Origin of the sequence: Thermoactinomyces sp. CICC 23799 (assembly GCF_016055145.1) — a bacterium.
GTDB lineage: Bacteria > Bacillota > Bacilli > Thermoactinomycetales > Thermoactinomycetaceae > Thermoactinomyces > Thermoactinomyces intermedius.
Map to the genome: position 1 here is coordinate 166,459 of NZ_JAECVV010000007.1, position 26,304 is coordinate 192,762.

A 26,304-nucleotide genomic window follows, 5' to 3' on the forward strand; every position below is an offset into this window, starting at 1 on the left:
CTTTTTGCAAGTTGTCAACCAATTTGCCGCAGTTGCTGTTGTTCCAGTTCTTTTTGGGCCAAGTACATTTGCTCGGTGGCCGATTTGAAGCCATCCTGATCATCCAAAGCTTCATAACAGCCGGCCAGTTCATAATAACAGTCATACACATTGGTTTTCAGCTTGTTTTTGGCTGCCAAACGGGCGGACCGTTTCAAATATTCAACCGCTTCGGTGTAATGCTTCATTTGTTTCAGCAGTTTGCCCATGGTGAAAAGGGAGTCATTCAACAGTTGCGGATCATAAATTTTTTCTGCCCATTCCAGCGCTTTTTTCAGCTTGTCATAAGCTTCGTGGTATTTGCCTTGCAACATATAGACTTTGCCCAGATGACAATAGGCATGTGCCGCTTCCTGGGAGTTGTCTTCATGTTCTGCCAGTTCTAAGACAAAATGGAAGCAGGTCGCTGCATCATCCAACTGGGAAATTTCAAGGTAAGACAATCCCAACCCGCTCCAAAGCTTTAACATTTCTTCCGTGTTTTTACTTCCGACCGACCGTTGAATCCCTTCTCTGGCATAGCGGATGGCATCATGGTAAAGTTTCATTCTCCGCAACAACTTGGAGCGATAATAGTACATTTTAATGATGATGTCTTTGCTTTGAATCCGGGGAATTTTCTCCCACAATTCTTCCAGCAGGCGGAAAGCTTCGTCCGTGCGGTTCAACTTTTCCAAGTAAGCCACTTGCGAAATCAAGAGCAAGTAATAGATCCGGTCATCGCACTCATTGGATTTGCCTTGCTCCATGGCCGTCAACCCGCGTTCCACATAGCGGAGGGCCTGTGCATAATCTTTGTTCATAAAGCGGCAATAGGCCAGTTCGCAATAACCGGCCGCTTCCAAATGATTTTTCGGGGAATAGGGATCCTGATAAGCCAGACGGATGGCTTCACTCAACTCGCGTTCTGCTTTGCGCCATTCCTTCTGATGGCTGTACACTTTCCCCTTCAAATAATGAACCGTGGCCTGATGTCTGGAATAAGATTCTTCCGATATATCCGAAAGCAAATGAAGGGCTCGTTCCGGCATTCCCATCTGGATCATGGTTTCGATGGCGACAAACCGCACTTGCATACTTTCCAAAGTTTCCGTATCTTTTTCGATCATTTCCGGGATTTCATTTAAATCCAGTTCCAACTTGCTCATTAAATACAAGACTTTATCTTTGTTGACATGAGGAACACCGCGCTCAATATTGCTGATTGTCGCCGTGGAGATATGCTCGTCTGCCAAATCTTCCAATCTTAACCCTTTTTCTTTTCGGACTTTACGAATAAATTTGCCAATTTCACTCATTTCCAATATATTCATAGCCGATCTTTCCTTTCGGATTGTTGGTTATCTCTATATTACTTCATTCATTTTATTTTATAAAGAAATAAATATATAAAAATTAACATTTTATGGATTGTAATTTATACCAATTTCTATTTTTAACTTTGATCCATAAAAACAAGCCCCTGTCTTCATCCTGAAAAAAGCAATTGAAACACCGCTTTCACATCCTTATTTCGAGCCGGGTTGTTTTTTCGAATTTTACAAATAATAATCAATGTTAAATCCCGCGATTCGCAGCTTTCTTAAATATTTTATGCATTGAATTAAAATACTTTGTTTATTGCCCAAACACCCTTCAAATATTGGCTCTATATCTTTTTTTTCTCTGTATTTCTTATTTTACCCAGTAAATTAACAACGAAATCTCCTTCTTTCATCCTGCTTTTGATTGTTTTTGATTGGTTTTGATTTAAAATAATTGTTTTTGCTCTTTTTTTTCGATACAATCAAGGAAAGGCCGAAGCGAGGTGATGGATCACGCTTACACCCCAACGTCACCAATTCATTTTGAATTTATTAAAAAGGCAAGGCATCGTAAAAGTGCAGGAACTGGTTCATTTAACCGGTGCTTCCGAATCCACCATCCGCCGTGACCTGGACCAATTGCAGCAACAACATCTTTTAAAACGGGTTCACGGCGGTGCAGCACTGCTTCAAAACAAAGGGTTGGAAATGCCCATTCAGGAAAAAGCGGTCCGGCACACCCGCGAGAAAAAGGAAATCGCTCTTTTTGCCGGTTCGTTTGTCGACCGGGGGGCTTGCATCTATCTCGATGCAGGCAGCACCACGCTGGAAATGATCCCGGCGCTGGCCGGTAAACAAGTCACGGTGGTCACCAACGGAATGACGCATTTGGAACGGCTGGTTGAATACGACATCGAGGCCTATGTTTTGGGCGGGAAAATGAAACCATCCACCAAAGCGCTGATCGGAGCCATGGCACTTGAGGGAATCGAACGTTACCGCTTTGATCAGTGTTTTTTGGGAACCAACGGCATCCATCCGGATTTCGGATACACGACGCCGGATCCCGAAGAAGCCTGCCTGAAACAAAAAGCGCTTCAACTTTCCAGCCAAGCGTTTGTGCTGGCCGATCCCAGCAAGTTATCGGAAGTTTCGTTTGCCAAATTCGCCGATTTGGAACAAGCCTCCTTGATTACACTCCCTCTTTCTTCGGAGATCAAAGAAAAACTTGCGCAAAAAACTTATATATTTGAGGTTGATCAGGCATGATTTATACCATTACATTGAATCCTTCCATCGATTTTGTGGTTGAAGTGGAAACCTTGCAACTCCATCAAGTCAACCGGATGAAGAAAGAACACAAATACCCCGGGGGAAAAGGGATTAACGTGGCCCGCGTGTTGCACCGGCTGGGGGCGGAAACCACGGCTCTCGGCTTTGTGGGCGGATTTACCGGGAGGTTTATCGAAGAAGCGTTGCGCCAGGAAGGCATTCCTGCCCGGTGGATCCGCGTCAACGAAGATACGCGCATCAACATCAAGCTCAAAACCGGGGAAAACGAGGAAACGGAAATCAACGGTCAAGGGCCGTCAATCCCTCCGGAAGCGTTTCAGCAATTAAACGAACAGCTGGAACAAGTCCGGCCGGGAGACACCGTGGTGATGTCGGGAAGCATTCCCCCGTCGCTCTCCCCTTCCGTCTATGAGGAATGGGCCGCAATACTTGGCGCCCGCGGCGTCCGTGTCGCTGTTGACGTTGCCGGACCGGCATTAAAAAGAGCGGCCAACCGTCATGTTTTTTTGTTGAAGCCCAATCACCATGAACTGGGACAATTGTATGGTGTCCGTTTAAACACCATGGAAGATGTGGTTGTTTACGGACGGAAGCTGCAACAAGCGGGGGCAGCCCATGTGATCGTATCGATGGCCGGCCAAGGAGCGCTTTTGTTTACGGAGGATGCGACATACCGCTCCACCGCTCCCAAAGGAGCCGTGGTTCACCCGGTCGGGGCAGGCGATTCGATGGTTGCCGCCTTTCTCGCCGACTATGAGAAAACCAACGATGCGGTCTCCGCATTCAAAACCGCCGTGGCTGCCGGCAGTGCAACCGCGTTTTCACCCGACTTGTGCACCAAAGAACAGGTGGAACAATTACGAAAGGAAATTGACATCGAGGCGCTTTGAGGAGGTGCAAACCCAATGAAGATCACTGATTTGTTAACCAAAGAAACGATTGTGATGGAACTCGGCGCAACCACCAAATCCGCCGTGATTGACGAGCTGGTGGACAAGCTGGACCAAGCCGGGGTTTTGTCCGACCGGAATCTGTTTAAAGAAGCCATCCTCGAACGGGAATCGCAAGGATCCACCGGCATCGGCGAGGGAATCGCGATTCCCCATGCCAAAACCAAAGCGGTCCGGACACCGGCGATTGGTTTTGGCCGCAGTCGTTCCGGGATCGACTATGAATCATTGGACGGCAAACCGGCCCGTTTGTTCTTCATGATTGCCGCTCCGGAAGGAGCCAACGAGACCCATTTGGAAACATTGTCCCGCTTGTCCACGTTGCTGATGAATGATGATTTTCGAAAACGCTTGCTCGAGGCCGAAACCGAAGAAGATCTGCTGGACATCGTCCGCCTCCAGGAAGCGGAAAGGCAGGAGGATACAGAAGAAAAGGAAAATGAAAAAGAATCCGGTGACGAAGAAGCTTTGATCCTGGCAGTCACTGCTTGCCCCACCGGCATCGCCCACACCTACATGGCAGCCGATGCCTTGTCCGCCAAAGCGAAAGAAATGGGCGTTTCCCTCAAGGTGGAAACCAACGGTTCAACCGGAGTGAAAAACCGTTTGACCGAAAGCGAAATCAAACGGGCCACGGCCATCATCGTCGCCGCGGACAAGCAAGTGGAAATGGATCGCTTCCATGGCAAACACGTGATTCAGGTTCCGGTGGCCGACGGCATTCACAAGGCCGAAACCCTCATCCGGCGTGCCTTGCAACAGGACGCCCCGGTCTATCAGGGACATCAAGAGGCAAAAGGTGCAGAAAAGAAAGCGCCTTCTTCCTTCGGTTTTTACAAGCATTTAATGAACGGGGTCAGCAATATGCTGCCTTTTGTGGTGGGCGGCGGCATCTTCATTGCGTTGTCTTTTGTTTTTGGAGGCATTGATGCCAAAGGCCCTGTGGCAGAACTGTTGATGAAAATCGGAGGGGACGAAGGAGCGTTTCATTTCCTGGTTCCGATTTTGGCCGGATTTATCGCCAGCAGTCTGGCGGACCGTCCCGGATTTGCCCCCGGGGTGGTCGGAGGCTATTTGGCCGCCAGCGCGGGAGCCGGGTTTTTGGGCGGACTGATTGCCGGTTTTCTTGCCGGTTATGTTGTCCTTTTGTTGAAAAAAGCTTTTTCCGTTTTGCCGGACAGTTTGGAAGGAATTAAACCAGTGTTGCTTTACCCGGTTTTCGGCATCCTGATCACCGGGGTGTTGATGGTGACGGTGATCAATACCCCCGTCGCCGCACTGAACCAATGGCTGACAGACTGGCTGAACGGGATGAGCGGCGCCAATGCCGTCATCCTCGGATTGATCCTGGGCGGCATGATGGCAGTCGACATGGGCGGCCCGGTAAACAAAGCCGCTTTCACCTTCGGCATCGCTGCCATCGAAGCCGGCAACCTCGCCCCCCACGCCGCCGTCATGGCCGGGGGAATGGTTCCGCCGCTCGGCATTGCGTTGGCAACCACTTTCTTCAAAAACAAGTTCACCGACGAGGAACGCAAATCCGGGTTGACCAATTACGTGATGGGCGCTTCCTTCATCACCGAAGGGGCGATTCCGTTTGCCGCTGCCGATCCCCTGCGGGTCCTGACTTCCTGCATCGTGGGATCAGCCGTGGCCGGTGCCGTCACCATGATGTTCGGCATCACCTTGCCGGCTCCGCATGGCGGAATTTTTGTCATTCCTTTGGTCAACCAACCGCTTTTGTATCTTCTCGCCATCCTGGCCGGTTCGCTCGTCACGGCCATCCTGATCGGCTTCTTCAAAAAGAACATCCGTTAAACTTGAAAAGGTCTCTTCCCTCCGGTGACAACGGGAACGAGACCTTTTCTTATCACATCGGTTTGGCAGTCAATTTGATTAATTGGATCACTTCTTGCATGTTTTGCTCGGGAGAATTTTGACTCATTTTCTCGCGGTAGGCTTCCTGATTTTCCACGAGATGCTCCAGATGTTGCAGGAAACTTTCATCGGTCAAATCTTCTTCCATCAAAACTTCCGCATAGCCCATTTTTTCAAAAGAACGCGCATTCAGGATTTGGTCCCCGCGGCTGGCAGCTCTGGATAACGGGATCAAAAGCATCGGTTTTTTCAGCGACAAGAATTCAAAAATGGCGTTGGATCCGGCACGTGAGACGACAAAATCGGCCATGTTCAAGACATGGGGCAACTCGCCGGACAAATACTCAAACTGGCAATAGCCGGGTTTTTGAATCGACTCATCCACTTGCCCTTTCCCGCAAAGATGAACGATTTGAAACCGCTTTAAAAGCGTATCCAGGTTGTTGCGGACCACTTCGTTTATAATGCGTGATCCCAAGCTTCCGCCCATAACCAGGATCACCGGCTTTTCTCTGGTGAATCCGCACAATTCCCTTCCCCGTGCGGGATCCCCGTGTTTCAATTCTTCCCGGATGATGGCGCCGACATATTTTCCTTTCTCTTTGGAGAAATGTTTGGCCGTTTCCGGAAACGTAGTGCAAACTTTTGTGGCAAACGGAGTGGCAATCTTGTTGGCCAGACCGGGCGTCATGTCCGATTCGTGAATGATGGCAGGCACCCGGTTCAACCATCCTCCCAGCACCACCGGAACCGACACGAATCCTCCCTTGGAGAAGATCAAACTCGGTTTATGGCGGCGAATCAACCGGTATGCTTCAAAAACCCCTTTCAGGACTTTAAAAGGATCTTTAAAGTTGTTCCAATCGAAGTAACGGCGCAGTTTTCCGGTTGAAACACTGTAATATTCCACATCGTTCAGTTCGGCAACCAATTGTTTTTCTATTCCGTCTTTGGAACCGATATAAATCACTTTCCAGCCATCTTCCAAAAATTTAGGAATCAGTGCCAAGTTGACCATGACGTGGCCGGCGGTTCCGCCACCTGTAAACAAAATGGTTTTATTCATCTGTCGTTTCCCTTTCTAACAGTGTTTTCAGCGACAACGTTATTTTAACAGCTTTTTTTCCTGTTGCATTGAACAATGTATGAAAGATGTAACCAATCCATCCCTGATTTCAACAAAAAATGTATTTTTTGGAAATTCCATACTTCTTCATCTTGTTCAAAACGGTGGTATGGCTCACCCCCAGATGGCGGGCGGTTTTCCGTATGCTTTTGAACCGCCGGATCCCGGCCTGCACCAGTTCCTTTTCATACTGTGCGAGATGTTCTTTCAAACTGCGCCGGGGAAAAGCGAAATCCGTATCCAACACATCGCTCAGATAAACTTCTTTTAATTCGGTTTCTTCTTCCGGGCAAAGATAAACGCTCCGCTCCATCACATTTTGCAGTTCCCGGACATTCCCGGGCCAGGAGTGTGCCTGCAGGCGAAGGAGAGACTGGGAGGAAAGGGAAAGAAGCGGACGGCGGGACCGGGCGCAAAATTTCCGGAGAAAATGAGTTGCCAGAAGCGGGATGTCTTCTCTGCGTTCCCTTAACGGGGGAATGGTGACCGGAATCACATGGAGGCGGTAATACAAGTCTTTGCGGAACCGGCCCCGGCGCACCAGATCCGCCAAATCCCGGTTGGTGGCGGCAATGATCCGCACGCGAAGAGGAATCCACCGGTTTCCGCCGACCCGCCTCAATTCCCTCTCTTCCAAAACCCTCAATAATTTGGCTTGCAGATTGAGCGGAAGCTCACCGATTTCATCCAAAAACAGCGTCCCGTCCTGCGCCAATTCCATCAATCCTTTTTTTCCGCCTTTCCCCGCTCCGGTGAACGCTCCCTCCTCATAGCCGAACCATTCGCTTTCCATTAACGACTCCGGAACGGCGGCACAATTGATGGAAATAAAAGGGCCGTTTGCCCGCCGGCTTTCAAAATGAATGGCCCGCGCAAACAATTCTTTTCCCGTTCCGCTTTCCCCCTGTAACAAAACGGTCGCTTCCATTTGCGCCACCTTTTTGGCCGTTTCCACGCATCTTTTCATCGTTTCGCTTTGATGGATAATGTCCTGAAACTGAACCATTCCCTTCCGGTTGACAGACCGCAGCAATTGGCGGACCTGATTCATGTCGCGAATGACGATCACCAAGCCGGACTGCCGTTTTCCGCCGGAACGGACCGGAATAAAACTGGCCAGTACTTGAATCATGTCCGGACCTCGGCAGATGGTCACCGGGACATTCATCTGCTCTTTCCCCGACTGCAAATATGTCCGTAAACATTCCGGGTCCGTTCCCCAAAGTCCGGGAAGATCCTCTTCTTCCCAATCTCCCGGAAAAAGGCGCAGAATTTCGGCCGTCGCCCGGTTCATCGCCTGAATTTTCAACCGGGCGTCCACTAGGATCATTCCTTCAGAAACCGTTTCCAAAATGGTGTTCATTTGTCCTTCACGCATCTCGGACGGAAGAATTTGAACCGGTTCCAATTCCTTCACCCCGGGGATTTGCCTGATCCGTTCCGTCAACTTTTTAAACACCCCGGAAGGAACCGACCGGATTTTCAGATGAATGCTTCCCGATTCCACCTCCATCCGCTCAATGTCGACATGATCGGCCAACAGACAGGAAATCACCTCATGCGTCATGCCCACCCGGTCAATGGTTTTAATGCAGAGGGCGATCGTTTTCATTCGTTTCCTCCTTCCCGTCCCTCTTACTTTTATCTTAGCGGAAGGAAAGAGGAAGATCGATCACACAAATGAAAGAGCTTCCTCGAGATCAGCCAAAATGTCCTCTGCGTTTTCAATCCCCGCGGACAGGCGGATCATGCCGTCGGAAATGCCCATTTTCAGCCGCTCCTCCCGCGGAACCACCGCATGGGTCATCGAAGCCGGATGCTGGATCAGTGTATCCGTTTCCCCCAGACTGACGGCTAATTGACAGAGCGAAACATGATTCAGCAACCGGACGGCGGCTTTATATCCGCCCTTCATCTCAAAGCTGATGACTCCGCCGGGCTTTCGCATTTGTTTTTTTGCCAATTCAACCTGAGGGAAAGAAGAAAGTCCCGGGTAAAATACCTGTTTCACTTTGGGGTGTTCCGCCAAAAAATGTGCGATCTTCCCCGCGTTTTCACAATGGCGGTCCATGCGCACCTCCAATGTTTTCAATCCCCAGATCAAAAGGTAGGCGTCCATCGGCGACAAAATCGCCCCCAAATCTTTCAAGGTGGTTTTTTTCACGTTTTCCAGCAGATGGCGGGGGCCCGCCGCAATCCCGGCAATCACATCCCCGTGACCGCCGATATATTTGGTGGCGCTGTGCAGCACAATGTCACAGCCCCATTCCAACGGACGCTGCAAATACGGAGACATCAGGGTATTGTCCACAATGGTCACAATTCCGTGCCTGCGGGCCACGGTTGAAACCAACTCCAGATTCACCAGCTCAAGGGTGGGATTCATGGGGGTTTCAATATAAAAACAACGGGTTTCGGGACGAATCGCCTTTTCCAATACGGCTTCTTCCATCATGGAACACATGGAAAAACGGATTTGAAACCGCTCCTGCAACCAATGAAACAGACTGTACGTGCATCCGTACAAGCCTTTGGAACAAACCACATGATCCCCGGCCTTCAAAATCCCCAACAAAACCGAGGCAACCGCTCCCATCCCGGATGAAAAAGCCAACGCCGTTTCCGCTTTTTCCAACACAGCCACTTTCTCTTCCAACAGGCGGACCGTCGGGTTGCCCAGCCGGGTATAAATAAATCCGTCCTCCCGTCCGGCAAAACGGTTCCCGCCGGTTTCCGCCGAGGGAAACACAAACGTCGAAGTTTGAAAAATGGGCGGTGCCAACGATCCTTCCATTTCCCCGTGACGTATCCCGGCATGAATCGCTTGGGTGGAAAAACCCCATTTGTTCTTTTCCATCCTGGTTCCTCCCTTATCCGTCATTCATTGCAAAACAATTGCAAAATCCGTGCCAAACGGTGCGATGGAGTTTTTCCGCCCGGTTCCATAAGAAAATGGCAACCTGTCTTTCAACAATGGAAAGATGGGTTGCCACTTACCGGCACTCCAAATTAAAAGATTGCATCCAATTGCTTGATGTCTTCCTCTGTCAAGGTCACGTCCAGGGTTTTCAAATTCGAAAGCATCTGTTCCGGGTTTCTTGCCCCCGGGATGATCGCATCCACTTCTTTCCGGTGCAAACACCAGGCTAACGCCAAATTGGCTGTATTGACCCCTTTGGATTTGGCCATCGCTTTTAATTTCTCCACTTTTTCCAGACTCTCGCGGTAGGCTTCTCCTTGAAAATAGGGCAGATTGGCCCGGTATCCCTGAATGGCTGACGTTTCATCATATTTTCCGGTCAAAAGTCCGGAAGCCAGCGGAAAATACGGAACAAAGGAAATCTGATGCTCACGGAGATAAGGGAACAGGGTACGTTCTGCTTGCCGGTTCAACAGATTGTATTCTCCCTGATACACATCCACATATCTGTCCTGATTGGCCTCTTTCAGCTGTTCAAGAGAAAAATTGGATACGCCGATGGCGCGGATCTTCCCTTCTTCCTTCAGTTCCTGCAACGCCCCGACCGCCTCTTCTTTGGGCGTATCCTGATCCGGCATATGAATATAGAGAATGTCGATGTAATCGGTTTTTAAACGCTTCAAGCTTTTTTCGGCTTCCTGTTTCAAAAAAGACGGGGTGTTGTCTGCCACCACCTGATTGTTCACAAATTTGGGGCCGATTTTGGTGGCAATCACCACATTTGTCCGTTTGCCGCTTTCTTTCACCACTTCCCCGATCAGCTCTTCCGACCTTTCGGGGCCGTACAGATAAGCGGTGTCCAAAAAATTGATCCCGTTTTCAATGGCTGCTTGGACCACTTCTTTTCCCGCCTGGCTGCCGACCTTATTGGTCCCCAAACCAATGGGATGGACGGTGAGACCGGTTTTCCCGATGGTCACTTTTCTTTCCATCTTATATCCCCTTTCTGTCCACAAGATTGAAACAGTTGGTTGGCATCTCCATCCTCTGCCCTCTGCGAAACCCGAATGAGGAAAATCACCAGTCCACCGGGCGATAATCTTTGAAAAACTGTCCATTGGGCGGTTTTTTAGCATCCATCCCCAGATAAACCGGGTCACAAATCCGGGCCGCGGCATCTTCGCAGTCCAACGGAGGTGGAATGGGTTCCCGGATTTTGGCCGGGAGTTGATTGGACACCCATCCCGGATCAACACTGTTGACAAAAATGCGATCCCGCTTGTAATCTTTGGCCATCGTCAATGTCATCATATTCAGCGAAGCCTTGGCCATATTGGTATGGACATGGTAGCGCCCTTTGCGTTTGGTCCGAAAGATCCCTTCCTTGGAAGAAACATTGATGATAAAGCGGTTCAGATGGGGACTTCTCAGCATGGCCGGTTTCAACCGGGTGCTGATCAAAAAGGGCGCCGTGACATTCACCAGTTGAACTTCCAGCATTTCCGTCAATGAGATCTGATCCGGTTTGGCAATCCAGGCATTGCTGACAAATGGAGAAAGATTCGCCGGATGCCGGGACGGGCTGGCCACGGGCAGGAGAAGATTTTTCTCATCATCCGGTTCCGTCCCTTGCGCAAATGCATAAACCGGCAACTCCCTTCCCCGCTCTTCGCCGGAACCCAACCATTTCGTTTTCCATTCCCTTTCTTTTTGCAACAGGGCCTGGTACGCTTCATCCGGAAGCCGGACCGTCTGGGCTGCGTTATTGACAATGATGTCAATATAGGGAAATTGCTTGTTCAAAGAAAAAGCAAATGCCTCCACGAGGTCAATCCGCCGAAAATCCAACCCGTATACGTGAATCCGGTCTTTCCAGTCTTCCCAATCCGGCTCCTGAAAGTATCGCCGGATGGCATCATAAGGAAACCGTGTGGTGACAATCACCCGGGCGCCTTCGCGCAACAGGCGCAATGCCGTATGATACCCGATTTTCACCCTGCCGCCTGTCACCAACGCGACATAAGAAGTCAAATCATGGCGGGCAAGGCGTTTCTGTTCGTTCAAATTTCCGCATTCCACACACAATTTGGGATAACGGGGATGGGAGGAATCCATCCGTTGTTTGCATATGTAACACTTTGGTTTCTTTTCTCTCTGAGCCGGTTGATGCGGATTCGTCATTCAACTCTCACCATTTAAATATTTTATATTTACAAAAAATCATATCACATGATAAAATTTTTTCACACAGTCGCTTAATGAAAGCGCCTGCCCCACGCAGGAGATGAAGGTAACCAATCCTTCCTGTGCCCTGCGATAGTTTAAATGAAAACGCCAGCCTTTCCCGCTGGAATTGCAGGTTCCATCCTGCTCGCAGGGATCCCCCCTTCGGGGGATTTTCTTTTCATACCGGTCTGAAGGTGCCGGCCAGGGATTACCGTTTAAAAACATGAATCTGCAACAATCAAAACATTGTCATCGTTGCATGAATGGCACACGATCATTTTTAATCATCCGGTCATCAGATGACCTTATGAGGTGAAAAATGGAAAAGAAAATGAAGATGAGATCTGCTTTGAAAGTGCGTAAATCCTATGAAGAAGTGGCAGACTTGTTAAAAGAACACATTTTAAACGGCACCTACCAACCGGGCGAGCGCTTGCCTTCCTTCCGGGAATTGAGCGAACAAATCGGAGTGGGCCAATCGACCATCCGGGAAGCGGTCAGCTCGCTCAAAACCATGGGACTGGTGACGATTCGCCATGGAGAAGGGACTTTCGTCACCCGGCTGGACCCCAAAAAAGTTTTGTCTGAATTTAAACCCTTTCAACCGGTGACCCGCCAAGATCTCCTTTCCCTTCTGGAAGCACGCAAAGTCGTTGAAACCGGCATGGCCCGGTACGCTGCCGAAAGGAGATCCGGGGAGGATTTAAAAGCCATGGAAAAGTCGCTTTCCGACATGAAAAACGCGGCGGCTGAAGGCGAACTCGGGGATGAGGCGGACCTGGCTTTTCATTATGCCATTGCCCGTGCCAGCCACAATCCGGTGTTGGAATGGATGATGGAATCCATTTACGGCATCTTGTCCAGATCATTGAAAGAAAGCCGCCAACAATTGTTTTTGATTCCCGGTTACCCGGATCAATTGCTTCAGGAACATCAGAAGATTTATGAAGCCATTGCCGCCCAACATGCCGGGGAAGCGGAAAAATCCATGTTCACGCATTTGGCGAATGTGGAGCAAAAATTGTTTGCCAACCGCAAAAAACAAAAAAACATGCGATGAACCGGGCAGGTGATGATGGTGAAAGTATCATTGTTTGTTACTTGTTTGGTGGATATGTTTTATCCGAATGTCGGAAAGGCCACTGTTGAATTGCTGAACCACCTGGGTTGTGATGTGGAATTTCCGGAAAAACAAGTATGCTGCGGACAGCCGGCTTATAACAGCGGTTATGTCCGGGAAGCGAAAAGTGCAGCCAAAAACATGATTCAAGCCTTTGAACATGCGGAATACATCGTGACTCCTTCCGGCTCCTGCGCCACCATGTTCAAAGAATATCCGCGTCTTTTTCAAGACGATCCCAAGTGGAAAGAGGGCGCTGAACAGTTGGCCTCCAAAACGTACGAGCTGACCCGCTTTCTTGTGGATGTTCTCGGGATCACGGACACGGGAGCCCGGCTGGACGGAAGAGCCACATATCATTCGTCTTGCCACATGACCCGTCTGCTGGGTGTGAAAGACGCACCTTTCACGCTTCTTTCCAATGTCAGGGGATTGCAGCTTGAACCGCTCCCCCAAGCGCGAAATTGCTGCGGCTTCGGAGGCACGTTTTCCGTGAAAATGAGCCCCGTCTCCACGGAAATGGTCGATGAGAAAGTCAACAACATCCTGCAAACCAAAGCCGACTACCTGATCGGGGCGGATTGCGGATGCCTGATGAATATCAAGGGGCGGCTCGAACGCCTGGGGCATCCCGTTCAAGTGATGCATATCGCGGAAGTTTTAAACAGCCGTTAAGGAGAGATCACAATGGCAATTAAAATCAGTGAAGATCCATTTGACCACCGGGTACAACAAGGATTGGAAAATGCCACGATGCGGCAGGCGGTTGCCTCGGCCCAAGAACGATTGCAAGACCGGCGCCTTTCTGCCGCCAATGAATTGGGAAACTGGGAAGAATGGCGGCTTTTGGGCGAGCAAATCCGCAAGCACACGCTGGAAAACCTCGATCATTATCTGATGCAACTCAGCGAAAACGTCGCCAAGCTGGGCGGCCATGTCTTTTTCGCCCAAACCGCGGAAGAAGCCGTGCAATACATCCAAAACGTGGCCAGGCAAAAAAAGGCCAAAACAATCGTCAAATCCAAATCCATGGTGACCGAGGAAATCCATTTGAACCCGGCGCTTGAACAAGCGGGTTGTGAAGTGGTGGAAAGCGATCTCGGGGAATACATTTTGCAAATCAACGACGATGTTCCTTCTCATATCGTCGCTCCCGCGCTTCACAAAAACAAAACACAAATTCGCGAAACCTTTCAAAACAAACTCGGCTATGACCAATCGGACGACCCGTATGAAATGACCAAATTTGTCCGGCAGATTTTGCGCGAAAAATTTATGGAAGCGGACATCGGCATCACCGGGTGCAATTTTGCGGTGGCCAACACCGGCTCCATCTGTCTTGTCACCAATGAGGGAAATGCCGACCTGGCCATTTCCATCCCGGACACCCACATCGCCGTAATGGGAATGGAACGGATTGTCCCGACCATGGAAGAGCTGGATATTCTGGTCAGCCTGCTTTGCCGGAGCAGTGTGGGGCAAAAGTTAACCAGCTATATCACCGTGGCCGGCCCCAAACCGCCAGGGGAAAGCGAAGGGCCGGAAGAATTTCACCTGGTGATCGTCGACAACGGCCGGTCAAAGATTTTAGGCTCCGAGTTCCGCTCCATCCTCCAATGTATCCGCTGCGGGGCGTGCATCAATGTTTGCCCGGTCTATCGCCACATCGGCGGCCTTTCATACGGATCGGTCTATCCCGGGCCGGTCGGGGCGGTTTTAACCCCTCTGTTGGCCGGGTACGAAGACTTTCAGGAATTGCCTTACGCTTCCAGTTTGTGCGGGGCATGCACCGAAGCATGTCCGGTAAAAATCCCCCTGCATGAACTGTTGATCAAACACCGGCAAGTGATTGTGGAACAAGAAGGGCGTGCCCCGCTGGCCGAGAAATTGGCCATGAAAATGTTTGAAATGGGCGCTTCTTCCGGCACTTTGTATCAGTGGGGATCCAAAATGGCCTCTGCGGCAACCCGTCCACTTACAGCCGGTGCAAAATTCAAAAAAGGCGTCGGCCCGTTGAAGCAGTGGATGGCATCCCGCGAATTTCCGGCCCCCGCCAAAGAGCGCTTTCGTGATTGGTATCAACAGGAACAGAAAAGAGGGAAAGCGGATGCAAGGAACGATTCATAACCGGGACCCTTTTTTAAAAAACATTGCCCGAAAGCTGGGACGGAAACAAAGGACGGATCCGGTCCCCCGTCCGGAATGGAAAACAGAAGTTCACCGGGAAACTTTAAAAGGCGCAAGCAGAGAGCAACTGCTGGAAATATTTAAAAAACAATGCCGGAACATCCACACAACCGTCATGGAAACCACAAGGGAACAACTGCCGGTAACGCTGAAAAAGCTGGTATCGGAAAACGGCGGCGGCCCGGTGGTCATCTCCGGGGATCCGCGCTTTCAAGAATACGGGCTCCATGAGCTGCTTCATGAAACCTGGCCCGGTCAGGGGATTTCCGTTTACCGATGGCAAGAAGGGAAAAAGGAAGAAAACATCCGGCAGGCCGCGTCAGCCAAATTCGGCGTGGTCTTCTGCGACCATGCCTTGGCAGAATCCGGGACCGTGGTTCTTCAAACCCGGGATGATCAAGGCCGGGCTTTAAATTATCTGCCGGAGAATTACATCGCCATCATTCCGAAAGACACCATCGTCCCGCGGATGACCCAAGCCGTCCACGCCATCAACCAAGCCATTGAAAACGGCCAAACCCCGCCCTCCAGCATCCATTTCATATCCGGTCCCAGCAACTCGGCAGATATTGAGATGAACCTGGTCGTCGGGGTCCACGGCCCCTTAAAAGCGTTTTATATCATCGTTTAAGGGCATCCATCGATGCCCTTTTGTAATTTCCTGATCCGGAAGGTTTTCAAGCCGGATTGGAGAACGTTTCATGTGACCCTCAAAAGGAAAGGAGAGAATCCCGGTGACCATTTTGCATTCAGAAATCACCCGGTCCATTGCTGCTTATGCCAACCGGTTTTCCGTCTCCGGCATGCAATCCCTCCACCCGCTCATGGATTTGCTTCATCATTCCCGGGACATCACTTCCCGCGCCACTTTTCCCGGTCACGTCACAACAAGTGCCGTCATCATGGATGAACAAAAAAGAGTTCTGCATATCAGGCATAAAACCTTGAACGCCTGGCTTCTTCCGGGTGGACATTGTGAAAAGAAAGATCGTTCACTGATTGAAGCCAGCTTGCGGGAAGCCTGTGAAGAAACCGGCATCTCTCCGGAACAACTTCAACCCGTCCTGCCCCCAAATGTTCCCGTTGACATTGATTTGCACGAGATCCCCGAAAATCCCGAAAAAGGCGAACCTCCGCACTGGCACGCCGATTTCCGGTTTGCCTTCCGTTTGCAACCTTCCGCAAAGGTCATCATTCAGGAAGAAGAAGTCACCGGTCACGCTTGGCTGACGTTAAAACAAATGCCCATGCGCCGGCTGGCGGACCGTCTGCATGAACTGGTTGAAACCTTGGATTAAAAATAAATAATTTTTTATTTTGTACAATCATTTCGTCTTTATTGTGGCTTTTGTATAATCTATTCTGATTTATCCCCGATTCATCAGGATTTCATTTTTTATATGCTTATAGCGTAAGAAGAGAGGTGACCAACTACGGAGAACATAACTTGAGTAGATGGTTTTCCGTAATGATTAGCATGAGCAGGAAAAAGTATTATATTGTCATTCTTTTACTGCTGTTATCCATCATGATCTTTGGTTACCATGAAGCTTTTGCAGATCCGAATGGCGGCACGTTTGATGTTCCGCACATCGAAGACGAATTTACAAAATTCATCGTTTATGACCGGGACAAAGCCATCCAATATGCCAAAAAATGGAGTGACCCGGATAACCAAGGGAAATTCAATCCGGATTTCGAAAGAATGGATAGTCACGGAAGTAACCGTGGAGGAGATTGCGCCAACTTTGTCTCCCAACTTCTGCATGCAGGCGGACTCCCTATGAACGACGAATGGTATTATAAAAAAGGCAGTTTTATCCGCAAAATACCCATTTTAAATCGCGTTGTTGATTACTTCTCACCCAAATGGGCCGTTGCCGATGATCAATACCGTTACTTTTCCAATAAAAAGAACGGTTTTTCTGAGGAAACAATTGAAATCTCCACAATGGAAGATTTGATCCAGGCTGAAAAAAGCGGTGGTATCAAACCAGGAGACTTACTTTACTGGGATTTTGAAGGTGATGGTAAAATTGACCACGCAACTATGATTACAGGCGTGAATCAACAAGGACATTTGCTCTATTCAGGGCACACATATGATCAATTCAATGCTGAGGTTGGCGCTAACATAGCCCCCAATTATAAGTTACATATTGTAAAAATGAAAGATCAGATTGAAGTCAAATAATTTCTCGAAAAAACAGGAGGTTTTTTATGCATTTTTTCAGGAGAAGACCTATGGTGATTACCATCCTTTCAATCATATTCTTCATCGTCGCTTTTATTGTCTTTTATCAGTATGCCGTAAGCCATGTGATGGAAGTGGAATTAAAACAAGTAGAAGTGGATCCTTTAAAAAAATCCGTGCGAAGCAAAGATTCTCTTAACATGTATGGATTAAATCAAACAGAGAAAGAAAAAATCATCAACCATATCGATGATTACAAAAAAGTCACCTATACTTTTGAGATCAAAAACACTTCCCCGCTCGCTGACAGTGTCTACCACAGAGTTCAACCACTTTTCTCCGAAGATACAAAGAAACTGCTTGTGGTCAGTGAAAAGCAATTATGGTTTCCTCGGAACATCCCATCAGGAGAATCGTACACCACTTATCTGACGGCTATTATCAAAACAGCCCCTTCCCTTTCGGATCAGGAAATCTTAAATATGGTAAGCAAGGATCGATTTACCATCACCGGCGGTCGGGAAGTATGGTCCATCCCGTTTGGGGATGAATCGGTTACGGTCGGTCCATTAAAGAAAAATTAAAAAGAACAAAAAAACGGATGGCCTGAAACCATCCGTTTTTTGCTTTTGGGATTTCAACGCAACATTTCGGGCTTGATTTCCGGAACAATTCCTTCTTTGGCAGCCCGGCTGAGCAATGCATAAATCGCGCTATACCCTTCTTCGCCGAGGTCGGCGGTAAAGTCGTTGACATAAAGGTCAATATGTTTCTTGGCCACTTCCGGATCCATTTCCTGGGCATGCTGCATCACATATTCCCGGGATGCTTCCGGATGGTTCCATGCATATTCGACCGAAGCGCGTGTCCATTCGGCAATGGACTTCACATCAAGGGTGCGGCGGGCAATGATGGAACCGAGCGGAATCGGCAAGCCGGTGTCCTCTTCCCACCATTCCCCGAGATCCGCCAACAAATGAAGTCCATAAGACGGATAGGTGAAACGGGCTTCATGGATCACCAATCCGGCATCAAAGGTACCTTCCCGGACAGCCGGCATGATTTTGTCAAAAGGAACCACCTGGATATCCAAGTCTCCTGATACATGCCGGGCGGTCCAGAGACGGAACAACAGATAAGCGGTGGAGCGTTCACTGGGCACGGCAACGCGTTTGCCGCTCAAGTCCGTTTCTTTGGAAGCATCCTTGGTCAGGATGAGCGGCCCGCATCCCCTTCCCATCGCTCCGCCACAGGGAAGAAGCGCATAGTCGGACAAAACCCACGGCAAAGCGGCGGATGAGATTTTTAAAACATCCGGCCCATCCGGCCGTGTCGCCAGATGGTTGGTGATATCAATATCGGCATAAGTCACATCCAGCTTGGGCGCTCCGGGCACCAATCCATGCACCCAGGCATGGAACACAAATGTATCATTGGGACAAGGGGAAAAAGCGATTTTCATCGTACCACCTCCGTCAAAACACTGCTTGCTTTTTCCAAAGTTTGCAAGGCTTCATTAATCCGCCAGGCTGCCCGGTTTCGCGGGCCGACAAAATTGGACACGGCCCGCATTTCAAGCACCGGCACGCCTTGCAACCGGGCCGCGGTGGCCACGCCGAAACCTTCCATCCCTTCCGCCGCCGCTTCCGGAACACGCCGGATCAGCTCCTCTGCCGTTTCTTGTGTCCCGGTGACGGTGGACACTGTCAAGATACGTCCGGTCGTAACGGATATCCCTTGATGTTGCAAAGCTTGTTCCATCCAACGGACAAATTCCGCATCTGCCGCAATCCGGGAGATACCCAGTTCCAACTGATCCAAAGGGCAAAAACCTTCCGCGGTTTCCGCCCCCAAGTCGGCGGCAATGATTTCACTGGAAAGCACCAGCGAACCAATGTCCGTCTTTCCCGGAAACCCTCCGGCAATGCCGGCATTGATCACCAAATCATAAGAAGCGGAGGACAAGACCATGGCTGTGGAGGCAGCTGCTTGGGCCAGTCCCACTCCGACCACCAAGACATCGATCCCTCCGGTCTGCTTGAGCCCCCGTAAAACAGCTTCCCGTTCGGCTTGTACCGAGGTCACCACCAGCACCCGGCGCTTGGAACCGTCCTCCTTGTATGTTCTCGGCTTTGGCTTCATTTTCAATCTCCTTCTTCAACACTTGTCTGTTTTTCCATCATACCATATCCTTGATAGACGGACGTTCTTTAAAGATTTTATAAATGATTCACAAATAAATGATTATGGATTCATTTAAATTATTGATATGATGAATAGTATTGGTGACTTGAGATTATGCAACCCACAGCTAGGAGAGAGTGATATGGGCTTTTTCAACCGATTTTCCGCGAATAACACAGGCGAAGCTTTGCAAGAGATTTACGAAGAACTCGGAAACATGTATCACCAAATTGAAAGAATCAAGCGGGAAATATCCTCGTTTCGCCAGATCGACCAGAAGCTGAAACAAGCCACGACGATCAACCAATCGGCTGTCATGATCTCACAAAAACTGAATGAAACGTACCGGGATGTACAGCTGATCCAAAAATCCATCCAGAAGGATGATCAGGAAACCTGCGCTTATATCCGCCAACAGCGGAAAAACATAGAAGATTTAATCGGACAGCTGCACCAAAAAACCGGGGAAATCCAAGAGGAAATCGAAAAACAGATGGCCGCGGCACTGGATCAGCATAAAGAAAAATTCACCGATTGGGCAAATGAAAAACAAGAAGAAAAGCAGAAACAGTTGGATGAACATGCCAAAAAAATATTGGAATCCCTGGACCAACGGCAAAAAGAATACGAAGAGAAAAAAGAAGACCTGGATCACAAATTGAAGAACTTAAAAGAAACCATTGAGGCTGAACAAAAGAAATGGTCCGAAAACCTGGCCCAATTGAACAAAGTCATCTTGGAAAAAGAAGAAATGTGGCAACAAAAATCGAAGCAGCAAACAATTCTTTTTTCCATTCTGTTTTTGCTGTCTCTGGCACTTTCCGCAGGGGCCTTGTGGTTTTAAGTCCGTCAGGCTGTTGACAACAGCGTCAACAGCCCCGGGTTCATTGTGACTTCAGAGCCTTCCGGCATCAACATTCAACATATGGGAACATTTCATTGATCACTTCCTGAAGCAGAATCTTTCAGATCCCATCCATCCTTGGCTCCTGGCCGGGACTTACTGAAACGAAACCATCATCCACCGGCCGATCGGGACAAATCCCAAACGTTCATATATTCTCCCGGCATCCGGGTTATCATAAAACAAACAAAGTTCCTTTCCCTCTTGAAGCAGATCTTGGCACAGCCGGACCAGACAGGCGGAAGCCATCCCCTTCTTTTGATGCTCTTTTACAGTGCAAACCCCGACCACCATGGCAGAAAGCGTATTTTCCGCCGTACTGGAAGCTGAAGAAACCATCTGTCCGTCCACTTCGATGTAATAAGTCCGGGCTACACCTTTTTCCATGTTTCTTTTGATGGATTCCGGATTGTTACTGAATGAAAAGTGCCGGTATAACTCCATGATTCTCCCGACATCCTCAACGCCTGCTTTTTTCACCGGCCAATTTACTTGAGACTCCTTTAACGCGCGGCACTTGGCGTAATAAAGTTTCCGGATTTGAGACGGCTTGGAAGCGATCCACGGAATAAGAAAAGAAACCACATCCTCCAAGCCATTGAGGTTTTGAAATTCCGGATCTGAAACCATCACCTTGGCCAACCCTTCGTGGTCAAAATCATCACCGGGCGCATAAGGGATGTAATTTTGGTAATATTTCAAAAGAACCGCACGCAAGTTTCCATGATCATCAAAATCGCCCCACACCTTTTGGAACGCCTGATCATAACCGTATGCCTCAATATCGCCGAGAATAAACAAGTTTTCCGCCGCTTTCGGCATCAAAAGCTTCATGCATGCTTCATGATCCTTTTCCGTCAACCTGCGAATCATGTTCCTCCCGCCTTTTTCACCCCGTCGGGGTATTTTTTCTCTTGTTGTTTTTCAGATATGGCAGAGTATATCATAAAATGAACAGAATTTTCACAAACAATCCCACGAAAAAAATTTAATTTTCTTCTTGCAAAAATGCTATCCGGTGATTATAATACAATATGTAACTGAAAAACACGGGGCATTAGCTCAGCTGGGAGAGCGCTACACTGGCAGTGTAGAGGTCAGCGGTTCGAGCCCGCTATGCTCCACCAAAGGAAAACCCTCGGATGTTCCGGGGGTTTTTTATATATTTATCTACGCCATCAAAAAATATCTCCCTTTGCCCGGAAATAGAACAATCGAAGGATTCTTTTGATTGGAACCAAACAAATTTCAGGTCTTTCAGGGTTTGCATTCGGATGCGATTCCGGCCATATTTATTCATTCATTAATTTCCTTGAAGGACAAACAGAAAAAATCAGGACCAAAAATCTTTTTTCTGATTCAACGCTGAGAGTTTGATTCCTGTTCTTTCAAGAGATAAAGAGGGAATGACTTGCTTTTCCCCTTTCTTTTTTCATACTTTCGGAAAGTGAGACATTGATTGCAAGAGGAGCTGACCGATGGATCAAAAAACTTTCCTGGCTTATACCGGTTGGGGAAGATATCTGGTGGATGGATATTGGAACACGGCAATCAAAATATGTGAAAAACTATTAAAGCATTGGGAAGGAATCAAAGCCATCACCAATTACAAGGTGGGGGATATTGCAAGAGATATTAAATATTCATCTGAATTCATCCATCTCGCCGGGACCCGGTTAAAGAACTTTGACGCTTTTAACGTCGTTTTTTTTAATCCAATGGTACAGGAGGAGCCATATGTTCACCGCATGTTTATCAGTGATTCGGTCCTGTCAATTTCCGAGTATGATGGCGGGAAATATTTCAAGGAGAATCCAGCGTTAACCGGTCATTTTATCCAGGTGATGAAAGACATTTCCCGGATCAGGGAGATTCAAGAACTGTGGTTAGGCGACTTGCGGGCTGGTTTTATGGGAAATATCTATTTTCTTTACCGTCCGGAAAAAATCTATGACTATCGGGCCTCTTTGGAACCTCATCCAGAGTGGCAAGAGTTATTGGATCTTTTGGAAACTCACTTACCCAGGGAAGTCATTGTGGAAACGATTGTCCGGGAAATCGGAGAAAATCACGTGGAGGATTTGAATGACGGTAAGATTTTTGTGCGTTTTTACGGGGAGAACTTGTTTGATATAAAGGTGGATAAGACTGATTTATTGCATCAGATCCGGTATAAAGTGGAGAGTTATTTGGACGACAAGAACATAAAATTTAAACACCTCGTTTATTAGAAAACAAAAACAGCCTGCTGAAACGTTTCATTCCATGATCCAGTCCCCCAAATGTTTCAATTTTTTTCGGGGGACTTTATCTTTTTATATTTTAACCATCAAAGATTCGGCATAATTTTATTATGATGAAATATTTCATCAAAAGAGGAAAGTGGGGTGCGATCCGTTGTTTGAAATTAAAATCACCTCTCTCACGCTGATCGGACTGGGAATCGGGATTTTGGCAATCTCCTTGTTAACCCTTGCCATCAGGGTTTTGCTGATCTGTGTCAACAAAAATAAATCCTGAACGGCCCCCCCTGAAAGCTGGTTAAACCGTCGATTTCCTCTCTCAGTTCCATAACCGGAAGATAAATGAAAATCAGAGATTACATTGTGGACAACCCTGATTATCCTTCAGAAGTTTGCTTTGGATACACATGGGATAACCTAGAGGATAAATTGCGAAATTCCCGAAAGAAGAAGGAGCATCCGTATGGATACAAGTCGTCCGTTATCCCGTGAATCCATGGATTCGGTTTTTTGGAAGCGCAATTTCTGGTCCGGGTTGTTGTTTGGCATCGGATTGATTGCTTTTCTCGATGAGGCAGTCTTTCACCAACTTTTGCACTGGCATCATTTTTATGACCGGGCCACCCGCAGCATCGGGCTTGTCTCCGACGGGCTGTTTCATGCCTTCAGCTGGTTTGCGACGGTCTGGTCATTGTTCTTGCTGGCCGATCTTCGCCGGCGCCATGCCTGGCGGAAAAAGAGATGGTGGGGAAGCGTTGTGCTGGGAGCCGGTCTGTTTCAATTGTACGACGGAATCATTCAGCACAAGTGGATGCGGATTCATCAGATTCGTTATGTGGAAAATGTGTTGATCTATGATCTGGTTTGGAATTTGCTTGCCGTGATCATGATCATCGCCGGCTTTCTGGTCATCCGCTCACAAAAGAAACGGAAGGAGCGGGAAGCATGAATCCTGTTTATACCCTGCTGTTCATCCTTCCGTTCGGGACGGGATTATTTGTCTATCTGTATGGTGCCTTCGTCCATTCCCGCCGCCGGGGGAAGGCATGCCCCCGATCCCGTTCCTTTTTTGGAATTCTGGGGGTTGTTTTGGCTGTCGTTTCGGTGACCGGACCCTTGGCCCATCTGGCGCATGCCGATTTTCGGTTTCATATGGGAACCCATTTAATCCTGGGCATGCTGTCCCCGCTTTTGATTCACTTGTCCCGCCCGCTCACCCTCATTCTTTGCACCCTGAGTGTCCAAAACGCCCGGAGGCTTGTCCGTTTCTTAAAAACCCGGTATGTCCGGACCATCCACCATCCGGTCACTGCTTCCCTCCTCAATGTCGGCGGGATGTGGGTGTTATACACCACCCGCCTCTGGGAAATGATGCATCAACATGCGTTTTTGCATCTTTTGATCCACCTTCACATTTTTTTGGCCGGCTATGTATACACCGCCTCCCTCTTGCAGTTGGAGCCTTCCCCTGACCGGTACCGTTTTTCGTTCCGGGCTGCTGTCCTGGTTCTCTCCCTTGCCGCGCATCAAATTCTGGCCAAATTCATCTATGCCCGTCCGCCTGGCGAAATTCCGACGGGTCAAGCAGAAGCCGGAGGCATGATGATGTACTACGGGGGCGATGTGATTGACTTGGTGATCATCATCGTCCTCTGCCGGAAGGGGTATCAAACCCTGCAACCACGAAAACCGCTTCCCGCCCGTCAGGCTTTGAAACCATAAATAAAACCCTAATCCACCCTTAAACAAAGCAAAGCCTGCTTTTTTTGAAGCAGGCTTCTTCCGTTTATTCGGAACCGATTCCGGTGTTGGACCGGACATAGAGCTCCGTAAATTTCTGTTCCGCTTCCGGTTCACGGGAAAACACCGTTCCCAACCAAGCACCGATAAAACCCAGCGGAACGGATACAATGGCAGGGTTCCCCAGCGGAAAAAGCGCATCTTCCGGGTTCATCAGGTTCGGGCTGATCAACACGAGAATGATGGAGCTGAACAGTCCGGTTAAAATCCCGGTGACCGCACCTGTTGTATTAAAGCGTTTCCAAAACAAACTGAAGAGGATCACCGGCAAGTTGGCGCTGGCAGCCACGGCAAAGGCGAGGGAAACCAAAAAAGCGACATTTTGGTTCTTGGCAAGAATGGCCAGGATAATGGACACCATCCCGACTCCCACCGAAGCCCATTTGGCCACCCGCATTTGCTCTTTTTCCGTGGCTTTTCCCCCACGCAAAACATTGGAATAAAAATCATGGGCAAAGGCACCGGCTGCCGAAATCACGAGCCCGGCCACCACCGCCAGAATGGTTGCAAAGGCCACGGCAGAAATAAAGGCGAGAAAGAAATTTCCTCCCAATGCTTCGGCAAGCAGGGGCGCCGCCATGTTTCCGGCTTTATCCGCGGCGATGATTTTTTCCTGGCCGACCAGAATGGCCGAACCAAAACCGAGGAACGTGGTCATGATATAAAACGCCCCGATGATAAACATGGCCCAGACGACGGAAGTTCGTGCTTCTTTGGCGGTCGGCACCGTATAAAAACGGATCAAAATGTGGGGAAGGCCTGCCGTCCCGGCCAAAAGGGCCAGTCCCAATGAAATGTTGTCCAACGGATTGGTGTACAACAGTCCCGGCTCAAGAAACCTTTGCCCGAGCTTGTCCGAAACTTGATTAAACATCTCCACCATGCTGAAATCAAACCGGGCAAGCACCCAGAAGCTGAGCAAAACCGTTCCCGCCATCAACAAGACCGCTTTGATGATCTGCACCCAAGTGGTGGCCAGCATCCCGCCAAATGCCACGTACAAAATCATCAAAACCCCGATAATGATAATCGACACCTCAAAATCGATCCCGAGCAATAACTTGATGATCCCGCCTGCCCCGACCAGTTGGGCAATCATATAAAAGGTGGAGATCGCCAAAGTGCTCAGCGCTGCTGCGGAACGGACCGGCTTTGCCCTCATGCGGTAGGCCAGCATGTCCGCCAAGGTGTACCGGCCGGAGTTCCGGAGGGGTTCGGCAACGATGATCAACACAACCAGATAGGCGACCAACCAGCCGACCGAATAAAGAAACCCGTCAAAACCTCCCAAAGCAATCAACCCGGCAATTCCGAGGAAAGAGGCAGCACTCATGTAATCCCCGGCAATGGCAATCCCGTTTTGCCATCCCTTGATCGACCGGCCCGCCGCATAAAAATCCGTGGTGGTCTGTGTCCTTTTGGCGGCCCAATAGGTGACCAAAAGCGTCAACAACACAATCACCAAAAACAGCGAAAATGCGGTTGTGTTCACGAAACTTCCCTCCTCTTCTTCTCGATCAGGCGCTGTATCAATTGATCAGTTTGGTTGGAATGACGAACATATAATATAGCCAGGATCCAAGCCATAAAGAATTGGGAGATGGCAAACAGATAGGCTCCATTGATGGAACCGATCAACGGAGTGTTGAGAAACTCAAAATAACCGGTGAAAAAAGGCAGGGCAAAATAATAGAGAGCAAAAAAGAGCGTGGCTGAAATGATAAACCGCCGTTTCTTTTGCATCAGCTCGCGAAACTCCGGTGAGCGGGAAATTTCCTCCCAATCCGGATGCGTTGAGGCCATTCTGTCAACCTTCTTGTTTTCTGACAATGAATAAACCTCCTTCAAAATTATTTGTCTGATTATTGAATAAATAATATATATTCAAAAATATAACATATTTATTTATGTAAAAGTTAACTTTTTTGAAAATTAT

At 48.7% G+C, this 26,304-nt stretch carries 26 protein-coding genes and 1 tRNA gene; 16 read left to right on the forward strand and 11 right to left on the reverse strand.

Translation table 11 applies throughout. The features are described from left to right. Positions 1-14: 14 nt before the first annotated feature. Positions 15-1,352 (reverse strand): helix-turn-helix domain-containing protein, encoded by a 1,338-nt coding sequence (locus I8U21_RS10975; RefSeq protein WP_198053908.1) that lies wholly within the window; start codon positions 1,350-1,352, stop codon positions 15-17. A 501-nt stretch (positions 1,353-1,853) separates the two neighbouring features. On the opposite strand from I8U21_RS10975, the gene I8U21_RS10980 reads away from it, so the two are divergent. Genes I8U21_RS10980 through I8U21_RS10990 form a run of 3 tightly spaced genes read left to right on the forward strand, consistent with a single transcriptional unit; the run spans position 1,854 to position 5,404 of the window. Then, positions 1,854-2,612 (forward strand): DeoR/GlpR family DNA-binding transcription regulator, encoded by a 759-nt coding sequence (locus I8U21_RS10980; protein WP_181731624.1) that lies wholly within the window; start codon positions 1,854-1,856, stop codon positions 2,610-2,612. Further along, positions 2,609-3,526 (forward strand): 1-phosphofructokinase, encoded by a 918-nt coding sequence (pfkB, locus tag I8U21_RS10985; protein ID WP_181731472.1) that lies wholly within the window; start codon positions 2,609-2,611, stop codon positions 3,524-3,526. Before I8U21_RS10980 ends, pfkB begins: the two co-directional genes overlap by 4 nt. 15 nt (positions 3,527-3,541) lie before the next feature. Next, a complete protein-coding gene (locus I8U21_RS10990) occupies positions 3,542-5,404 on the forward strand; it encodes a PTS fructose transporter subunit IIABC (RefSeq protein ID WP_181731471.1) in 1,863 nt (620 codons plus the stop codon). Positions 5,405-5,456: 52 nt separating this feature from the next. Here the strand turns inward: I8U21_RS10990 and I8U21_RS10995 are convergent, their stop codons facing one another. From I8U21_RS10995 to I8U21_RS11015, 5 genes are all read right to left on the reverse strand, one after another. After that, the gene (locus I8U21_RS10995) at positions 5,457-6,530 is read right to left on the reverse strand and encodes an undecaprenyldiphospho-muramoylpentapeptide beta-N-acetylglucosaminyltransferase (protein ID WP_181731470.1); all 1,074 of its coding nucleotides are present in this window, start codon (positions 6,528-6,530) and stop codon (positions 5,457-5,459) included. 109 nt (positions 6,531-6,639) lie between these two features. Further along, positions 6,640-8,202, reverse strand: a complete 1,563-nt coding sequence (locus I8U21_RS11000) for a sigma 54-interacting transcriptional regulator (protein ID WP_198053909.1) — start codon at positions 8,200-8,202, stop codon at positions 6,640-6,642. 60 nt (positions 8,203-8,262) lie between these two features. Further along, on the reverse strand, positions 8,263-9,447 hold the full coding sequence (gene megL / locus I8U21_RS11005; protein ID WP_198053910.1) for a methionine gamma-lyase: 1,185 nt from the start codon (positions 9,445-9,447) through the stop codon (positions 8,263-8,265). Positions 9,448-9,599: 152 nt separating this feature from the next. After that, the gene (locus I8U21_RS11010; protein ID WP_198053911.1) at positions 9,600-10,502 is read right to left on the reverse strand and encodes an aldo/keto reductase; all 903 of its coding nucleotides are present in this window, start codon (positions 10,500-10,502) and stop codon (positions 9,600-9,602) included. Between the two features lie 85 nt (positions 10,503-10,587). Next, entirely contained in the window at positions 10,588-11,691 is a 1,104-nt protein-coding gene (locus tag I8U21_RS11015) for an SDR family NAD(P)-dependent oxidoreductase (RefSeq protein ID WP_181731467.1), read from the reverse strand. A gap of 364 nt (positions 11,692-12,055) precedes the next feature. Between I8U21_RS11015 and I8U21_RS11020 the strand changes: the two genes are divergently transcribed. The 7 genes from I8U21_RS11020 to I8U21_RS11050 all read left to right on the forward strand — a co-directional run bounded on the left by I8U21_RS11020 (position 12,056) and on the right by I8U21_RS11050 (position 17,821). Further along, on the forward strand, positions 12,056-12,796 hold the full coding sequence (locus I8U21_RS11020) for a FadR/GntR family transcriptional regulator (protein WP_037993141.1): 741 nt from the start codon (positions 12,056-12,058) through the stop codon (positions 12,794-12,796). An 18-nt stretch (positions 12,797-12,814) separates the two neighbouring features. Then, a complete protein-coding gene (locus I8U21_RS11025) occupies positions 12,815-13,531 on the forward strand; it encodes a (Fe-S)-binding protein (RefSeq protein WP_037993225.1) in 717 nt (238 codons plus the stop codon). Positions 13,532-13,543: 12 nt separating this feature from the next. Further along, a complete protein-coding gene (locus I8U21_RS11030; protein WP_198053912.1) occupies positions 13,544-14,983 on the forward strand; it encodes a LutB/LldF family L-lactate oxidation iron-sulfur protein in 1,440 nt (479 codons plus the stop codon). Next, positions 14,964-15,674 (forward strand): LutC/YkgG family protein, encoded by a 711-nt coding sequence (locus tag I8U21_RS11035; RefSeq protein ID WP_062843253.1) that lies wholly within the window; start codon positions 14,964-14,966, stop codon positions 15,672-15,674. The genes I8U21_RS11030 and I8U21_RS11035 overlap by 20 nt, the downstream gene beginning before the upstream one ends. Positions 15,675-15,777: 103 nt before the next feature. Continuing rightward, a complete protein-coding gene (locus I8U21_RS11040) occupies positions 15,778-16,341 on the forward strand; it encodes an NUDIX hydrolase (protein WP_198053913.1) in 564 nt (187 codons plus the stop codon). 149 nt (positions 16,342-16,490) lie between these two features. Further along, positions 16,491-17,237, forward strand: a complete 747-nt coding sequence (locus I8U21_RS11045; protein ID WP_037993145.1) for an amidase domain-containing protein — start codon at positions 16,491-16,493, stop codon at positions 17,235-17,237. Between the two features lie 50 nt (positions 17,238-17,287). Further along, on the forward strand, positions 17,288-17,821 hold the full coding sequence (locus tag I8U21_RS11050) for a hypothetical protein (protein WP_198053914.1): 534 nt from the start codon (positions 17,288-17,290) through the stop codon (positions 17,819-17,821). Positions 17,822-17,874: 53 nt separating this feature from the next. Here the strand turns inward: I8U21_RS11050 and I8U21_RS11055 are convergent, their stop codons facing one another. Then, positions 17,875-18,699, reverse strand: coding sequence for a 1,4-dihydroxy-6-naphtoate synthase (locus I8U21_RS11055; RefSeq protein WP_037993148.1), 825 nt, complete (start codon positions 18,697-18,699; stop codon positions 17,875-17,877). Beyond that, positions 18,696-19,379, reverse strand: a complete 684-nt coding sequence (locus tag I8U21_RS11060; protein WP_198053915.1) for a futalosine hydrolase — start codon at positions 19,377-19,379, stop codon at positions 18,696-18,698. Before I8U21_RS11060 ends, I8U21_RS11055 begins: the two co-directional genes overlap by 4 nt. 184 nt (positions 19,380-19,563) lie before the next feature. Between I8U21_RS11060 and I8U21_RS11065 the strand changes: the two genes are divergently transcribed. After that, entirely contained in the window at positions 19,564-20,265 is a 702-nt protein-coding gene (locus I8U21_RS11065; RefSeq protein WP_198053916.1) for a hypothetical protein, read from the forward strand. A gap of 156 nt (positions 20,266-20,421) precedes the next feature. Here the strand turns inward: I8U21_RS11065 and I8U21_RS11070 are convergent, their stop codons facing one another. After that, positions 20,422-21,198: a GNAT family N-acetyltransferase gene (locus tag I8U21_RS11070; protein ID WP_181731461.1), complete on the reverse strand. Its 777-nt coding sequence runs from the start codon at positions 21,196-21,198 to the stop codon at positions 20,422-20,424. Between the two features lie 178 nt (positions 21,199-21,376). Here I8U21_RS11070 and I8U21_RS11075 point away from each other — a divergent pair. The 5 genes from I8U21_RS11075 (at position 21,377) to I8U21_RS11090 (ending at position 24,290) form a co-directional block, all read left to right on the forward strand. Further along, positions 21,377-21,452, forward strand: a tRNA-Ala gene (locus I8U21_RS11075). Positions 21,453-21,803: 351 nt separating this feature from the next. Then, positions 21,804-22,556 carry a hypothetical protein gene (locus I8U21_RS11080; RefSeq protein WP_198053917.1) on the forward strand — a complete coding sequence of 251 codons (753 nt, stop codon included), beginning with the start codon at positions 21,804-21,806 and terminating at the stop codon, positions 22,554-22,556. A gap of 166 nt (positions 22,557-22,722) precedes the next feature. Further along, positions 22,723-22,845, forward strand: a complete 123-nt coding sequence (locus I8U21_RS15200; RefSeq protein WP_255516964.1) for a hypothetical protein — start codon at positions 22,723-22,725, stop codon at positions 22,843-22,845. A gap of 186 nt (positions 22,846-23,031) precedes the next feature. Then, a complete protein-coding gene (locus I8U21_RS11085) occupies positions 23,032-23,517 on the forward strand; it encodes a DUF2243 domain-containing protein (protein WP_232337629.1) in 486 nt (161 codons plus the stop codon). Further along, positions 23,514-24,290, forward strand: a complete 777-nt coding sequence (locus I8U21_RS11090; protein WP_198053918.1) for a cytochrome c oxidase assembly protein — start codon at positions 23,514-23,516, stop codon at positions 24,288-24,290. Before I8U21_RS11085 ends, I8U21_RS11090 begins: the two co-directional genes overlap by 4 nt. 64 nt (positions 24,291-24,354) lie before the next feature. Here the strand turns inward: I8U21_RS11090 and I8U21_RS11095 are convergent, their stop codons facing one another. Then, complete coding sequence (locus I8U21_RS11095; RefSeq protein ID WP_181731458.1) at positions 24,355-25,860, reverse strand: solute symporter family protein; 1,506 nt, start codon at positions 25,858-25,860, stop codon at positions 24,355-24,357. Beyond that, positions 25,857-26,171, reverse strand: coding sequence for a DUF485 domain-containing protein (locus tag I8U21_RS11100; RefSeq protein ID WP_198053919.1), 315 nt, complete (start codon positions 26,169-26,171; stop codon positions 25,857-25,859). Before I8U21_RS11100 ends, I8U21_RS11095 begins: the two co-directional genes overlap by 4 nt. Positions 26,172-26,304: the final 133 nt, after the last annotated feature.

Coding starts and splice junctions, on each gene's coding strand:
- I8U21_RS11100 (WP_198053919.1), bottom strand. CDS start 26,171: ATGGCCTCAACGCATCCGGATTGGGAGGAAATTTCCCGCTCACCGGAG.
- I8U21_RS11080 (WP_198053917.1), top strand. CDS start 21,804: ATGGATCAAAAAACTTTCCTGGCTTATACCGGTTGGGGAAGATATCTG.
- I8U21_RS11020 (WP_037993141.1), top strand. CDS start 12,056: ATGGAAAAGAAAATGAAGATGAGATCTGCTTTGAAAGTGCGTAAATCC.
- I8U21_RS11000 (WP_198053909.1), bottom strand. CDS start 8,202: ATGAAAACGATCGCCCTCTGCATTAAAACCATTGACCGGGTGGGCATG.
- I8U21_RS11070 (WP_181731461.1), bottom strand. CDS start 21,198: ATGATTCGCAGGTTGACGGAAAAGGATCATGAAGCATGCATGAAGCTT.
- megL (WP_198053910.1), bottom strand. CDS start 9,447: ATGGAAAAGAACAAATGGGGTTTTTCCACCCAAGCGATTCATGCCGGG.
- I8U21_RS11010 (WP_198053911.1), bottom strand. CDS start 10,502: ATGGAAAGAAAAGTGACCATCGGGAAAACCGGTCTCACCGTCCATCCC.
- I8U21_RS11060 (WP_198053915.1), bottom strand. CDS start 19,379: ATGAAGCCAAAGCCGAGAACATACAAGGAGGACGGTTCCAAGCGCCGG.
- I8U21_RS11015 (WP_181731467.1), bottom strand. CDS start 11,691: ATGACGAATCCGCATCAACCGGCTCAGAGAGAAAAGAAACCAAAGTGT.
- I8U21_RS11050 (WP_198053914.1), top strand. CDS start 17,288: ATGGTGATTACCATCCTTTCAATCATATTCTTCATCGTCGCTTTTATT.
- I8U21_RS11055 (WP_037993148.1), bottom strand. CDS start 18,699: ATGAAAATCGCTTTTTCCCCTTGTCCCAATGATACATTTGTGTTCCAT.
- I8U21_RS11030 (WP_198053912.1), top strand. CDS start 13,544: ATGGCAATTAAAATCAGTGAAGATCCATTTGACCACCGGGTACAACAA.
- I8U21_RS11090 (WP_198053918.1), top strand. CDS start 23,514: ATGAATCCTGTTTATACCCTGCTGTTCATCCTTCCGTTCGGGACGGGA.
- I8U21_RS11065 (WP_198053916.1), top strand. CDS start 19,564: ATGGGCTTTTTCAACCGATTTTCCGCGAATAACACAGGCGAAGCTTTG.
- I8U21_RS10995 (WP_181731470.1), bottom strand. CDS start 6,530: ATGAATAAAACCATTTTGTTTACAGGTGGCGGAACCGCCGGCCACGTC.
- I8U21_RS10990 (WP_181731471.1), top strand. CDS start 3,542: ATGAAGATCACTGATTTGTTAACCAAAGAAACGATTGTGATGGAACTC.
- pfkB (WP_181731472.1), top strand. CDS start 2,609: ATGATTTATACCATTACATTGAATCCTTCCATCGATTTTGTGGTTGAA.
- I8U21_RS11035 (WP_062843253.1), top strand. CDS start 14,964: ATGCAAGGAACGATTCATAACCGGGACCCTTTTTTAAAAAACATTGCC.
- I8U21_RS10975 (WP_198053908.1), bottom strand. CDS start 1,352: ATGAATATATTGGAAATGAGTGAAATTGGCAAATTTATTCGTAAAGTC.
- I8U21_RS11085 (WP_232337629.1), top strand. CDS start 23,032: ATGGATACAAGTCGTCCGTTATCCCGTGAATCCATGGATTCGGTTTTT.